Origin of the sequence: Halobaculum sp. MBLA0143, assembly GCF_041361465.1 — an archaeon.
Taxonomy (GTDB): domain Archaea; phylum Halobacteriota; class Halobacteria; order Halobacteriales; family Haloferacaceae; genus JAHENP01.
Genome location: NZ_JBGKAC010000002.1, coordinates 119,707 through 134,015, shown reverse-complemented (window position 1 = coordinate 134,015; position 14,309 = coordinate 119,707). Strand labels below are relative to the sequence as shown.

At 68.4% G+C, this 14,309-nt stretch carries 10 protein-coding genes; 4 read left to right on the top strand and 6 right to left on the bottom strand.

What is annotated here, in order from left to right; translation table 11 throughout:
• Positions 1 to 54: 54 nt before the first annotated feature.
• Positions 55 to 4,095, bottom strand: coding sequence for a tetratricopeptide repeat protein (locus RYH79_RS16110; RefSeq protein ID WP_370901202.1), 4,041 nt, complete (start codon positions 4,093 to 4,095; stop codon positions 55 to 57).
• A 186-nt stretch (positions 4,096 to 4,281) separates the two neighbouring features.
• Between RYH79_RS16110 and RYH79_RS16105 the strand changes: the two genes are divergently transcribed.
• The gene (locus RYH79_RS16105) at positions 4,282 to 5,097 is read left to right on the top strand and encodes an SDR family NAD(P)-dependent oxidoreductase (RefSeq protein ID WP_370901200.1); all 816 of its coding nucleotides are present in this window, start codon (positions 4,282 to 4,284) and stop codon (positions 5,095 to 5,097) included.
• Between the two features lie 29 nt (positions 5,098 to 5,126).
• Here the strand turns inward: RYH79_RS16105 and RYH79_RS16100 are convergent, their stop codons facing one another.
• The 3 genes from RYH79_RS16100 to RYH79_RS16090 form a co-directional block, all read right to left on the bottom strand.
• Positions 5,127 to 6,746, bottom strand: coding sequence for a hypothetical protein (locus tag RYH79_RS16100; protein ID WP_370901198.1), 1,620 nt, complete (start codon positions 6,744 to 6,746; stop codon positions 5,127 to 5,129).
• 3 nt (positions 6,747 to 6,749) lie between these two features.
• Positions 6,750 to 7,595: an ABC transporter ATP-binding protein gene (locus RYH79_RS16095; protein WP_370901196.1), complete on the bottom strand. Its 846-nt coding sequence runs from the start codon at positions 7,593 to 7,595 to the stop codon at positions 6,750 to 6,752.
• 208 nt (positions 7,596 to 7,803) lie between these two features.
• Positions 7,804 to 8,190 (bottom strand): helix-turn-helix domain-containing protein, encoded by a 387-nt coding sequence (locus RYH79_RS16090; RefSeq protein ID WP_370901194.1) that lies wholly within the window; start codon positions 8,188 to 8,190, stop codon positions 7,804 to 7,806.
• Positions 8,191 to 8,484: 294 nt separating this feature from the next.
• Between RYH79_RS16090 and RYH79_RS16085 the strand changes: the two genes are divergently transcribed.
• Together RYH79_RS16085 and RYH79_RS16080 are read left to right on the top strand one after the other, a co-directional pair.
• Entirely contained in the window at positions 8,485 to 9,351 is an 867-nt protein-coding gene (locus RYH79_RS16085) for a hypothetical protein (RefSeq protein WP_370901192.1), read from the top strand.
• Positions 9,352 to 9,488: 137 nt separating this feature from the next.
• Positions 9,489 to 10,415, top strand: coding sequence for a hypothetical protein (locus tag RYH79_RS16080; RefSeq protein ID WP_370901190.1), 927 nt, complete (start codon positions 9,489 to 9,491; stop codon positions 10,413 to 10,415).
• A 127-nt stretch (positions 10,416 to 10,542) separates the two neighbouring features.
• On the opposite strand, the gene RYH79_RS16075 is transcribed toward RYH79_RS16080, so the two are convergent.
• Both RYH79_RS16075 and RYH79_RS16070 read right to left on the bottom strand, forming a co-directional pair.
• Positions 10,543 to 11,157 (bottom strand): phosphatase PAP2 family protein, encoded by a 615-nt coding sequence (locus RYH79_RS16075; protein ID WP_370901188.1) that lies wholly within the window; start codon positions 11,155 to 11,157, stop codon positions 10,543 to 10,545.
• A 174-nt stretch (positions 11,158 to 11,331) separates the two neighbouring features.
• Positions 11,332 to 12,285 (bottom strand): DUF8108 domain-containing protein, encoded by a 954-nt coding sequence (locus RYH79_RS16070; protein ID WP_370901186.1) that lies wholly within the window; start codon positions 12,283 to 12,285, stop codon positions 11,332 to 11,334.
• A 306-nt stretch (positions 12,286 to 12,591) separates the two neighbouring features.
• Between RYH79_RS16070 and RYH79_RS16065 the strand changes: the two genes are divergently transcribed.
• Positions 12,592 to 14,277, top strand: a complete 1,686-nt coding sequence (locus tag RYH79_RS16065) for a hypothetical protein (RefSeq protein WP_370901184.1) — start codon at positions 12,592 to 12,594, stop codon at positions 14,275 to 14,277.
• Positions 14,278 to 14,309 lie beyond the last annotated feature (32 nt).

Below are 14,309 nucleotides of genomic sequence, written 5' to 3'. Positions count from 1 at the left end.
CACGACTGACCGACGTAGTTCCGGCGGCCGTGTGGCGAGTCACGAAACACGGTTTCACGACCGCTCGAACTGCCGGCGGACCGGCTCCGGCGCCGTCTCCACGACGGCCCGAGCGTCCCGGGCCCAGCCGTGGAGCCGTGTCGTCTCCCCGTCGACCGCCAACTGCGAGAGAGCGGCCTCGGCGGCCCGCAGCGCCGGGTCCGGACAGCCCAACTCCCGAAACGCATCGTGTGCCGTCCGGAGCCTGTCGAGCCCCACCGCCGTCTCGCCACGGGCCAGCGCCGTCCGTCCGGCCAACAGGTCCAGACTCGCCTCGAGGTACGGGACGGTCAGCTCCGACGCCAGTGTCTCGGCCGTGTCGACACAGTCGGTGGCGCGGTCCGGTTCGTCGGCCGCGAGCGCGACCCGCCCGGCCTCCAGACTGACACGCAGCGACAGCCGCGGGTCGTCGGCGGTGTCGGACAGCCGGTGGGCGGCCCGTACCGCCGCCCGCGCGGCCTCTGTCTCGCCGGCGACGCGAGCGGCTGCGGCCCGCAGCCGGCGGGCGGTCATCCGTCGGCGGCTGTCGTCGTCTGCCGCCGCCAGCCGGTCTGCCTCGTCGGCGTGTTCGGCGGCCGCCGCCGGCTCACCCTGTCGGAGACGGGTTTGGGCGAGCCCGCCCCGTGCCAGCGCCCGGCCAGCGGGGGAGTCGAGGTCCCGGGCCAACGACAGCGCCGCCCCGAACCGCTCGGCGGCGTCGTCGTACCGCCCCTGGAAGTACGCCACCTCGCCGAGATTGGCCCGGGCGTTCACCTGGCCGTAGCGGTAGTCGATCCGTTCGCGCAGACGGAGCGAATCCTCGAAGTACTCCCGCGCGTCGTCGTACGCCCCCCAGTGGAGGTGTGCGATGCCGAGCCCCTCGTAACACTCCGCCTCTCCACGGGTGTCGCCCGTCTCGCGGCGAATCGCCAGGCTCTCGCGGCAACGCTCGGCCGCCGTCTCGTAGTCGCCGCGGTCCATCTCCACCATCGCCACGTTGTACAGTCCCTGGGCGGCACCGCCGTCGTCGCCGATCTCGCGGTCGATCTCCAGCCCCTGGCGGAAGTAGTCGGCCGCCGCCGCCTGGTCGTTGCGAGCGTACGCCACGACGCCGAGGTTGTTGAGCCCGGCCGACTCGCCGACGCGGTCGTCCAGGTCGCGGCGGATCTCCAGGCTCGCTCGGTACCGCGCCTCCGCGTCCACGTGTCGGCTCTGGTCGACCGCGACGGTTCCGAGCCCACTGAGGGCGTCTGCCTCCCGCGCCGGCAGCCCCTCCCGGCGAGCGACGGTCAGCGCCCGCTCGTACGTCTCGCGAGCGGTCGCCCAGTCGCCGTCGACACGGTCCATCGCCGCCAGCCGTAGTCTGGCGTCGAGTTCGTCCGCGGTCGCGCCGACGGCACGCTGTCGGCGCGAGGCGGCGCGTGCCGCCTCCTTCCGTCCCCAGTTGCGCTGGACCGTCGCCAACTCGTTCGACAGTCGCCCGCCGACGGTCGTCCCCTCGTCGTCCGGCCGTGGCTCCGGCCCGGCGGTGTCGACCCGGTCGTCGTCGCCGTCGAGGTGCGCGACCCCTGCGGCGTCACTGTCGACCTCACCACCCTCGGTCCCGTCGAGAACGGCGAGACCGGCGGCGGCGACGGCCTGCGCGCGGTCCGGGTCGCCGGTCACTCGAAGCGCCCGGGCGAAGTCCGCGGCGAACGTCGTCGGGAGGTTCGTCACGTCGCCGGCGCGATCGCGTGCGGCTCGGTACCGTCCCACGGCCTCCTCGTACGCGTGCGACTGGGCGGCCCGACGACCGGCACGCCACTCCCACGCCGCGGCCGTCGCGGACGCGCCGAGGGCGGCGTGGTGGGTCGCCAGCCGCCCGGCGTGTGGGGCCAGGTCGTCGTAGACCGTCCGGATCGCCCGAATCGCCCGGCGGTGGAGTGTCCGCTCGCGCTCCGGCGACAGCCGGTCGCGCACCCGTTCGCGGACCACCCGTTCGCCGAAGGCGAGCCGTGCCTCCGTCCGGTGCCACAGCCCTCGGGCGACTAGGTCGTCGATCCGGGCGACGAGCTCCGACTCCCCGAGGTGTGTCGCGGCCCGGAGCTCGTCGAACGTAGTCTTCCCCAACACCGCACCGGTCTCGATCACCGTCTCCGTCTCCGGGTCCAGCTCCGACAGCCGGGCGTCGACGGCCGACTCCAACGACGCCGGCACGGCGATCGCCGAGAGATCGCTCGGTAGCGCCGCCGTGTCGCCCGTCCCGTACCTGTCGGCCAACTGGCGTGTCACCGCCTGCACGAGCAACGGCACGCCGTCCGTCCGGTCGTGGGTGGCCGCGGCCAGCGACGGCGGCACCCGGTCGACGGACAGCCCGGCGGCCAGCAGTTCGCTGACGGCCTCGCGGTCCAGCCGTTCCAACGCCACCACCTCGCCACGGCTCTCGGCCACTCGGTCGAACACGTCCTGGAGCTTCTCCGGCGGCGCCTCGTCGGCGGCGACGCCGGCGGTCGCGAGCACGAACAACGGCTGCCCCCACTGACCCACCTCGGCGACGAGGTGTTCCAACAGAGCCAGCGACTCCCGGTCGGCGAGGTGGAGCTCCTCCAAGACGAGCAGGACGGGGCTGTCGGCGACGGCGTCGCGGACGGCGTCCGTGACGGCCGAGAACAACGCCCGTCGTCGCCGGACGGCCGTCTCCGGGTCGTCGGCCCGCAACGGCTCCGGGTCGGTCAGCGCCGCGGCGGCCTCACCGCCCAGCGAGCCGTCGAACGCCTCTCGGAACACCGTCAGCGGCTCCGTCGTGGCCGGGCGACACCGCCCGCCGATCACGCGGGCGTCGCCGGCGGCGACGGACCCACGGAACCGGTCGACGACGGCCGTCTTCCCGACACCCGGCTCGCCAGTCAACAGCACCGTCTGGCCGCCGACCCGGGAGACGTCCGTGAGCGTCTCCGACAGCCGTCGCACCACCGGCTCCCGCTCGCCGACCAGCTCTTCGCGCACCCGACCGACGGCGGTCGGCTCGTCCGTCTCGTCACCCGCCCGGACCGGCGAGCCGTCACCCGCCCGGTCGACGGCGTCGAACGCCGTCTCGAACTCGACGCCGAACAACGACCCCTCGCGGGTGGTGTGAGCGATCAGCTCCGCGCCGGAGGCGTCGACGAGCCACCGGACGAGCCACAGGCCGACGCCGCTGCCGTGGTCGAACGGCGTCTCCGTCCCGCGGCGTAACACGTCGATCTCGTGGTCGGAGATGCCGCCCGCGGTGTCTTCCACGAACAGCGTCTGTCTGTCGCCGCGGTCTTCCGCCCAGATCTCCACCCGCGGCGTCTCGTCGGCGGGGGCGTGCTCGACCGCGTTCGCCACCAGCTCCCGGATCGCGGCGTCCACGTCCGTGTGTGCCACTACCTCGCGCGGCTCGTCCAGCGCGACAGACACCGTCACGTCCGCCCCGTCTGCGGCGGCGGCGACCGCGTCGTCGACGAGCCGTCGGAGGTCGACCCGTTCCAGTCGGTCGTGACCGACCCGTTCCTCGAACGCCCGCGCCTTCTGGCTGTGTGCCAGCAGTCGTTCGGCCCGGCGACGGATCACCGCACCGTGGTCGGCGACGGCGTCCGTCTCGGCCACCACCTCGGCGTGGCTCTGGATCACGTCGAGTTCGTTGCGGACGTTGTGGCGCAACACGCGGGTGAGGACGCGCCGTGTCGTCTCCAGTCTGCGCCGCTCCCACTCGCGGCGGTCGGTCCGCCGGAACACACACAGACAGCCGTCACCCTCCGGCCGTCGGGAGGCGTTCAGCTCCGTCCGCCGCCGCGAGCCGGCGCGTGTCACCAACGGGACGGACAGCCGCGCCTCCTCGCGTTCGCCGGCCACGACCGCTCGGAGCCGGTCGTCCACCGTGCCGCCGGGCGCCAACAGGTCTCCCAGCGACCGTCCGGTCAGCGTCTCTCGGTCGTAGCCCGTCAGCTCCGTCAGGGCGTCGTTCACCCGGACGACACGGAGTTCGCCGTCCAGCGCACAGACTGGGTCCGCGAGTGACCCTACGACGCCGTCGAAGGCTCCAGACGAGTCGTCTCCCCGGCCGGTGTCTCCCATTCGGCCGACGGTACGAGTTCCAACGGGTTGAATCCTGTCGGACTCTCGTCGACGAGACGACCGTCTCGCGCCCCCTTCCCCGTCGCTCGTGTCGTCTCGCCCACCGCTCCGTCCGATCGACGGGACCCGACGGTCGAGTCGCCCGACGGCCGGCGGTTGAAGTGGGTGCGTCCCCACCGACAGACGATGGCCGACACGACCGACGCGGACGCGGCACTGGTGACGGGCGCCTCCAGCGGAATCGGGGCGGCACTGGCGTTGGAGGCCGCCGCAGACGGCTACGACCTCCTGTTGACGGCGCGCCGCGAGCAACGGCTCCGCGACGTGGCACGGGAGGCCGAGTCGGAGTACGGTGTCACGACGACGGTGTTGCCGCAGGATCTCTCGGACCCCGACGGCGTCGCCCGGCTCCACGACCGAGTGCAGGCGACGGACCACACCGTGACGCGGCTCGTCGACAGCGCCGGGTTCCCGACGTACGGCCCGGTCGCGGAGTCGGACCCGGAGACGCTGCGCTCGGAGGTCCGGGTGAACGCCACCGCGACGACGGAGTTGGCGGCCCGCGTGGTCCCCGGACTCGTGGAGCGGGGTCGTGGCGGCGTAGTGCTCGTCGGCTCGGCGGCGGGCTACTACCCGGCGCCGCGGGCGGCGACGTACGCCGCGACCAAGGCGTACGTCAACTTCTTCGCCCGGGCACTGGCAGCCGAGCTGGAGCCGGAGGGGATCACCGTCTCCGTCGTCTGCCCGACGGCGGTCGACACGGAGTTCGTCGAGCAGGGCGGCATGGCCGACAGCGGCGTCGCAGACGGGCTCACTCACGACCCGGTGGACGTGGCCCGAACGACCTGGGAGCGACACCGGGCCGGCGACCGCGTGATCTTCCCCGACTGGAAGGACGCCGCCGTCTGTCAGTTCCCCAGGCTGCTCCCCCACCGCACGATCACCGACTTCGGCGCCGACGCCTTCGACGCCGGCACCTTCCCGTTCCTCGCGGACGACTGACTCGCGGGCGGCCCCCGAGTCGCCGGCGACTACTCCGGTTCGTACCCCCGGATCCGTCTGACGGCCGCCTTCGAGCACACGACGGCGACGACGGCGGCGAGCAGGGTGGTGGCGCCGAGGCCGACGACGGCCGCGAGCTCTGCGGGGACGGCGAACGCCGTCTCGCCGGCCGCGAGCGCCCGGAGACCGACGAGTGCCGGCAACGAAGTCACTGTCACGGCGAGGAGCACCGCCGCGGCTGCCTGGGCGGCCGGCGTCTGGAGGTCGTGGTTCGCCGTCGGGGACGTACCGTCGTAGCTGGGGAACACGGCGCCGAAGGCGAGCGAGAGGGCGACGGCGGTCGTCGTCCCGACGACGGCGACGAAGACGGCGACCGCGGTCGACCCCGCCGGATCACCCTCGACGGCGGCCGCGACGACGACCGCACCGGCGGCCAGAACGGCCGACGGGAGCCAGACGGCGAGGCCGTAGCCGTGGACGAGGTGTCGTGGCCCCTCCGGGGTCGTCATCGTGTACGGGAGTCCGACGCCGTCGTTGGCGATCGGGTTGATGCTGGGCGTCACCCCGGCGGCGGCCGGGAGGTACGTCGCCACCGCCGCCGACACCGGGACGCCCACGATGGGCGCCACGTCGATCGCGGCGCCGACGGTGATGCTGGCCAACGCGAGCGTGTACAGCAGCTGTCGGGGTCTGCGCCGCACTCGGAGCCAGACGGTGACGGCGACGCCGGCGGTCTGCCGGCCGACGACCCGTGCGAGGGGTGCGACGAGCCGTTCGCCCAGCCCCAGCGACGAACCGGTCACCTCGACCGTGTCGCGCAGGCGGAGCCGACGCCGCGGACCGGCAGCGACCACGATTGTGACCGCGGGGACGACCACGCCGGCGGCGAGCGCCACCCCGGCGTGTGTCGCCGACCCGGGCAGCCCGGCGGCGAGGAACACCACGTCCGCGAACCATGTCACCGGCGTCCCGGAGAGCGCGTCGCCCGTCCGGCGGAACGACGTAATCGCAACGACGAACCCCCCGAGCACGAGCCCACCCAACAGCCGTCGAATCCGGTAGACGAACGCCGACTCCGCCAACGCCCACCGTCCGACGGTCGTGACGAGGAGCGTCACCGCAGTCGCAGACAGGAACAACGCCGCCACCGCCGCGACGCCGAGGGGGATCACGAGGAGCCGACCGCTCCCGACCGCGAACGCGACGACGCCCGCGAGCGCCGCCGGCCCGGCGAGTCGCGCTCCGACCGCGGCAGACCCCACCAACTCGGCGGTGACGGTCGACACCGGCTCACGGCCGAGTGCGTACAGTTCCAGCCCGTTGTCCACGTCCAGGTCGGCCTGGATGTCTCTGATCGTCGTGAGGTACACCGTCGCGACCACCAACAGCCCGGTGGCAATCCGGACCTGCCCGCGGAACGTCGGCTCCTCGCCGGCGGCCACCTGGCGCCCGTACTGGTAGGCCCCCGGCTCCGACCACACGGCCGACAGCCCGGGGACGGGGACCTCGCCGACGACGGCGACGGCACCGAACACCGCCGGCACCGCGAGCAACAGGATGGAAAACGGCTCCGAGAACAACGCCCGGCGTTGTCGCCGAAAGTCGATCCGGATCAGTTCCAGCGCGGTCCGGAGTGAGAACCCGCCCATCGGTCACTCCTCGCCGTCGGTCGTGGCACCGGCACTGGCACCAGTGGTTCGCTTCGGCTCTGTCCCGTCTCGCTCGAACCCCGTCGTCGTGCCGTCGGCAGTCACCTCGAAGAAGGCGTCTTCCAGCGTCTGGTCGCTCGTGTCGTCGACGCGCGCCTTCAGCTCCGACGGCGGCGCCTCCTCCAACAGTCGCCCGTCCGAGAGGACGCCCACCCGGTCGGCGACGCTGTCGACGACCGACAGGACGTGACTCGACAGGAGGATCGTCACGTCGTCGTCGGCCAGTCCCGACAGCGTCTCTCGCATCGTCCGGGCGGCGCGGGGGTCCAGCCCGGAGGTCGGCTCGTCCAACAGCAACACGGTCGGGTCGTGCAACAACGTCTGGATCAGTCCCAGCTTCCGACGCATCCCCTTCGAGTAGGAGTCGATCCGGCGGTCGCGGGCCTCCTGGAGCCCGAACCGGGCGAGTAAGTCGTCGATCCGTTCGGTCGCGTCCGGCACGTCCCGGAGCCGAGCGGCGTGTCGGAGCTGTTCTCCGCCCGTCAACTCGTCGTACACCGGGGCGTCCTCTGGGAGGTAGCCCAGCTCCGTCACCACACGCTCGCGGTCGGCGATGTCGTGGCCGGCGACGCGAGCGCTCCCCCCGGACGGCTCCGTCATCGTCGCCAACATCCGCATGGTCGTCGTCTTGCCGGCACCGTTCGGCCCGAGAAACCCGTAGATCGACCCCCGTGGCACCTGCAGCGAGACGCCGTCGACCGCGGTCGTCTCCTCGAACGACTTCGAGAGATTCGTCGTCTCGATGGCGTAGCCGTCTGTCACGACCGACGGAAGTGACTCACACCTCATATAATTTTCGCAGCGTTCGCTTTCGGGAAATCACGGCGATCACCGCGCGACGCGACCGAGCAGCGCCGCCGCCAGGAGGTGCGTCGGGAACAGCACGACGACGGACAGGTGGCCGACGGGAAAGTCCCCGTCAGTGGCGATTGCGGGCGGTGATCTACAGCCTCGGTGCGACTCACCGCTCGGGGTATCACTCCCGGTCGCCCGCGGGCTACTCGGAGAGAACGTCGTCCGGCACTCCGATCTCCTCTGGCTCGGGCGCGTCGACCTCCTCCGGCGCGGTGTTCCGGGTGCTGACGGTCTCGACGACGGCCATCTGTCGACTCGTCAACACCATGTCCTCGATCTCGTCGACACGGTCGGGGTTCACGAGATAGTGCCCAGAGAGCTTCTCGATCAAGTCCCTCTCACGGAGTCGCTGGAGGACTTTGTACACGCTGGACTGCGGGACGGGCGTCTCGGCCGTGATCTCTCTGGGCTCGTAGCCCGTGTCCGGATCGCGGACGAGGAGCGCGAGGACGGACGCCTTGTGTGAGCCCGGAGCGGGGGCCGAGTTCACCTCACCGGGTGTCTTCAGTTCGTCTCTCGACTGTGGCACACGTCACACGGGGTCGGGCTGTGTTGTGTATCTTACGGAACGACAATCTAGTCGACTTGAACGATCAGATCATCCCTCCTCAGTCGGTAGCCGGGACCGGCCTCACCGCGGTCTCCTGGCGTGGGAGACCGAACACACCCGGAAGCGTGTGCTCGAAAAGCCCGGGTTTTCTCTCCCCGCGTCTCGTGTAAACAGGTGTTTCGTGCCCGTGAGCAGACGCCGTCTGTTCAGTAGTGGGCCGACCCATCGAAAGCGATATACTCCACGGCTCGATACGCTCGGCACGCACTCGAAATGGACGACGAACAAATTGATTTTGTGATTCTCGCGGTTCCGGTGGCGCTCGCCGTGGTCACGGCTGTCGTGCTCGACGCCGGGATCAGTGTGGTCGGCGTGTGGCTGTTTCTCGACCTAGCGACGGTGTGGCTCCTGTACGGTGGTGTTGCGATGGTCACGAAGCCCGAAGAGACGGTTCAGGCCCGTGGGAACCTCTTCTTGCCGGGGCCGGTCGGGTGGATCGACGACCGTTTCGGAGCGGACTCCCGGGTGTCGCTCCCGGGGATGCCATCGATCTACCCGAAGAACCTCCGGTTCGCCGTTCCGGTGTCGATCCTCATGTCGATTGTCGTGCTCGGGGTAGGGACCGGCGTCGCCACCGACGGGGGCCTCGGTCGGCGGAGCGGCGGGACCGTCTCGGAACTGCTCGGCGCGCTCGCCGTGCTCGAACGGCCGGCCGTCGCGGTCGTCGGGGCGGCCGTCGTTCTCGCACAGGTGGCCCGCTTTTACAGGAGCCACGTCGCCACCGGCAGACACGAACGGCTGACGGCGTACATGGTGCTCGACATGCAAGTGACGTACATGCTGCTGTACGCCTTCGGACTGTTCCCGTTCGCCGTGTTCGTGTTTGTGACTGGCCTCGTCGCCGACTCTCTCGTGGCCTCAGCCATCGGCGAGTTGACGGCACTCCTCTTGTGGGTCGTCGTCGCTGCCGTCACTGGCGGGGCTGCCAAGCTCGTTCTCGAACGGTCCCGTGTCCGGGGGGAACGACGGCCGGGACTCGACGGTGAGGAGTCCACGGCGAGACTCTCACCGACGCCCCCGCCGGAGGGAGACTCTGGTGACGGATCGACGCCACAACCCAGCCGTTCGAACGGCCAGTAAACGAGTCGTTCTCACGAGAGAGCCTGGTCCGTCGGAACGACCCAAATTACACTCGCTTGTCGGGATGGTCAGTGTCAGCTTGAGATCAGAAACAGAGTCTATGATTTATTTTCAGTCTTGATAAGTATGCACATTTCATGATCTTCAAAATCTATGAATGCCGGGAATGCATATCAGTGGCTGCGATGGAAGACAACAGAGACAAAATGTCACAGGAGCGTCAGGACACCACCAGACGGGACGTACTCGCAGCGTCGGGCGGACTCGGCGGTGCAGTGATCGGTCTGGGCGGCATCACCGGACAGGTTGCAGCAGAGAGTGACGAGTTGACCGCAGACGAACTCGAAAAGTCGCTGCGCGAGTCGCGCCACGTTGGCCTCCGTCGCAAGTACAACGACCGACGGGAGGAACTTCTCGGCGGAGCCGACTCGCTCCGCGAAGTCGACGAGTCCGTGACGATGGGTGAAGACCACCCAGACATCTATTTCGGTGAGTTCAGAAACGCACGACCGCCGTCCGGTGAGTACTACAAGATCTCCCAGCCCGGTGCGTACCAGGAACGGGACGTTCCAATCACACTCGATCAGAGGTACCAAAGTCAGTACTCCAACACCTTCACTGTCGGCGGGAAGCTCGGCTGCGCCACTTTGGACGGCGTGGAACTCTGTTCTTCTGTAAGTGCCGGCCTGAAAGTATCGGGGACGAGCGCAATCGAACTCAGCGGATCGTTGTTCATGGACCTCGTCTTCTCGTCCGGGAACACCGAGGTCACGCTGGGACTGGCGGGGCTGAGTTTCTCCGTCGGACCGGGGAAGTACGATGGCTTCTGTGTCGATGTCGGTACCAAGCTCCCTGGGAAGCTTCCCGCCGGCTCCGCCGAAATCTGTGGGGAAGTCACCTACGAGACGAGGAACGGAGGGGAGGACGCCCGACTCGGGCTCGCCGTCGGAGGCGCGGATGTCTGCGCCAATCTCTGCTCGCCGATCGACTGTTCGGTCTGTGTCACCCTCGTGAAGGTTGGTATTGGGTACAAGACAGACTGGTTCGACAATCCGCTTCAGTAACCTAGGCCGTCAGAACAGTTGACTCCGGCGGCTATCACGACCGCCGAAATCCGAACTGACCGCCGTCGGGGTCACACTAACCCGTACCCCGATCACGGCGAGGACCATCGCGGAGAGCCCGCTGCGGTCACACTTGATACCGCACGATCCGCCGAGCCACCACGACGGCAGCGAGCCCGATCACCACACCCACCACGGTGTCACTCGCGTAGTGAGTCCCCAGATACACCCGAGAGACGGCGACGACGACCGCTAAGAGCGCCACGGGGCCGAACGGGATCTGCTTGGAGCGGCGGGCGACGGCCGCGTAGACGGTCACGGCCGCGGCGTGACCGGAGGGGAACGAGTGGGCCGTCAGCCCGCCGTCGGTGACACAGACGGGCGACGGTGGGAACGGTCGGCCGACGAGCGCCATCAGCGACGCGACGACGACACCGGACACGAGCAGGGCGACCGAGCCGACTCGGAGCTCGCGCCGCCAGCCGGCGAGGTAACAGACGCCCAGGAAGACCAGCGCGGCCGTCGCCGACCCCAGCCCGGTCGCGGAGGTGAACACCTTCGTCACGAGTGGGTGACGAACGCCGGCGACGAACTCCGCGATCGCGGTGTCGGCGGCGACGATGGCGGCGAGCAGTCGCTCCAGCGTCCCGACGATCAACGGGAACGGAGTGACGCCGGGCGAGACGAGCGAGGCCGTCGAGACCAGCGAGACCAGCGACGTCGGAGTGTCGAGTGGGACCACGAGAAGACACTCAGACACCGGGAGAACTTGTAGTTTCGCGACTTCTGGCGGCGGCGTGACTCCAGCCGGCCCGACGCCGCGTCCCGACCGAGACTCCCAGGACGGCGTGGAACTGGAGACGACAGGGAACCGAAAACGACGGAGAACTGGAGACGACGGAGAACTGGAGCCGCTCTACCGCAGCGCTTCGCGTCGCTCCGACTCCGACAGCGACACGCGGCCGACGTGAGTCGAGCACTGTTCGCACTCGTAGGCGGCGCCGCCTTCGTCGAACGTCCACACCGGGACCCCGAACAGGTAGAAGGCGTCGGACTGTCGGCGGACGATCACCGCGTCCGCGTCGGCCCCGCAGTTCTGACACCACTCCTCGTCCGTCGGCGCCTGCCAGGTGAGTCGGTGGCGACCGAACAGGAGGCCGGACTTCGCCTCCGACTCGGCGGTCTGGATCAACGCCTCCGGCGGAATCGGTTCGCGGTGGAGCTCGTTGTCCGTGCCGCTGTCGGCCGCGGTCGTCGCCTCCAGGTACGGCCCGACGGACACTCGGTTGTCCCGACCGACGAAGAACGTCGTCACGTCGGCGTCGCTCCCCTCCACGGTCACCTCGTTGCCCCACCCGACGACGTAGACGGTGATGTCGTGGGCCGCCTTCTCGATGGTCACCTCGTTGCGGGCGCCCAAGACCGCGACGCCGTCGCGTGGGTCTCGTGCCGTCTCCGTCTGCTCCCACCCCGCGACGGACACCTCGTAGTCGTCTGGTGGTTTCGTCGGTGTGGCCTCGTCGTCGTGGAACACCCGTTCCGCGCCGGGTGCCGACAGCGTCGCCGCGCCGGCGTCGGCGACGAACACGTCCTCCACGTTCCGCACGACGAGGTCGCCGTCGACGTCTCGGACGTAGCCGTCCTCCTCGCCCGCGACCGCCGTGTCGACGGTTCGCTCGCCCGGGGGGCCGCCGCCCTCGGCCGGCACGTCCGTGTAGACGTACTCCGCGTCGTCGACGATCAGTTCGCCCGTGACCGCGCCGCCGTGGACGTACACGTCCGCCGTCTCCGAGAGCCCGACCGTTCCGGCGTAGCCGTCGAGTCGCACGTCTCCACTCACCCGCTCCGGGTCGACTGTCCAGTCGTTCACGTCCGTCCTGCCCGCCCGGAGTCACTTGAATCTCCGTCGTGTGTCTCCGTGGCTGGGGGTGGTGTGTGGAGTAAACCGGGGGTCGTTCCAGTAAAGTTGAAATTCTAACAGAATCGTGTTTGTTACTGAGCTGACGATTTGTCTTGCGCTAGATACTTAGCTTAGCACATTAACGACAATTCTTATTACCCGGTGCAGTCGATGTGCAAGCACAGAACGGTAATCAGTTCTAACGGTGGCAGTCTGTCGAAGCCAGACACAGACTGGACGGCTGTAACGGCAGATGAGTGAACACGATCGATCACAATGGAAATCAACAAGATCGACATCAAGACGTTCGGAGAGTCGCAGAGATACGAGGAGCCACGGCTGGAGCCACGCGGTAAGACACACGTCATCCACGGTCGGAACAAGGTGGGGAAGTCGCTGACGTTCTCGGCCGTTAGTCACTGTCTCACCAGTGAGCGCTGGGGCAAGACCGCGGGCAACGGTGCTCGTGTCGAAACGAGGTTCTCAGACGGTACAGAGTACGACGCGAACAGCAGTGGACACGTACTCACAACGCCTGGTGGAGAGGAGTTCGAGGCTGGAATGGCTCGAAAAGAGCGGGGGGAGAGGCTCAGTGGCCTCCCCTTCCGTGAGTACTTCTTCTTCCCCTCAGAGGTCAGTGACCTCCCACTCTCAAAGACAGGCGAGGACGAAGTGATGAACCTCGTCCGCAGAGCTGTCGCGCCAGAGAAGTACGACGAGATCGACAGACTCCGCGGTAAGAAGGACGACAAGAAGGACGAGATCAGAGACCTCGAAGGAGAGAGATCGAGCACCGAGACCAGCCTGGAGAGGTACCGCTCGAAACTCAAGGACCTCGAAGAGAAGCTTGCGGAGGAAGAACGGATCGTGGACCTCTACGAGGACGGTCTGCTTGAGGAGATCCGCGAGACGTTGGCAGAACACGCAGAGTTGGACGAGAGGATCCAGGTCGCCTACGAGGAGCGCCAGGAGTTGGAAGAGGAACTTCAGGAGGCTCGCCACCGCCGCCAGCGCCTCGAAAACGACTCCTCGAAGCCGTCGCCCGAGGAGTTCGACCTCGGTTGTCGGGTGTGCGGCGGTTCCGTGTCGGACGAGACCGCGCAGAGCCGGATCGACTCTGACTGTTGTCCGCTGTGCGCCCGTGAGGCGAGCTTCGACACGCTCCTGTTGCCGGACGAGGACGACGAGGCGACAGAAGAACTGGACGAGCAGATCGCAGAACTGGAGGAGGACCTACAGGAGGTCGAAGAGCGGATCGAACGACTCCAGTCGGAACAGCCAGGCCTGGGAGAACTGGACGATGAACTCCTCCGTCGGCTGAACCTCCGCAACCGGAATGTCGATCGACTCGTAGAGAAGGCGCGCGAGGAGGCCGAGGAGCTTCGCCAGAAGATCGAGCGGTGCGAGACCGAGATCGAGACGGATGAAGAGCGGCTGGAAGAGATCCCCAGAGAGATCGAGGAGCGGGAGGCACGAGCCGAAGAACTCGAAGAGGAGTTCCAGTCGATCCAGCGGGAGGTCAGAGACCGAGTCATCGACTTTCAGGAGCGCTGGACAGCCAACTTCGAGACGATGGCTCCGTCGCTCGCGGAGGAGATTGGTCTGAACGCCAACGACGGCATCGTCGTCGCTGGCGACCCAGACCGCAGCTACCACGCGCAGGACAACGGACTCGGAGACGCAGAAGAACAGGTCCTGTGCCTCTCGTTCGCTGTCACGCTCCACGAGACGCTCGGTGATCGGCTCCCGCTGAACGCGCTCGTCCTCGACGAGCCGTTCGACCACCTCGACGATCGGGCGACTGGGGAACTGCTCTCGTTCGTCACCGAAGACGACGACCGCCAGTACATCCTCACGACCTCCGATGACACGATCGTCGAGGCTTTCCCGGAGGATCAGCGGCGGGAACTCGAACGAGACCCTAAAAAGGTCACACTGGGTGAGAGCACCGACGACGACTGACACCCATCCAGAGACGATCGGCTGCCGAAACC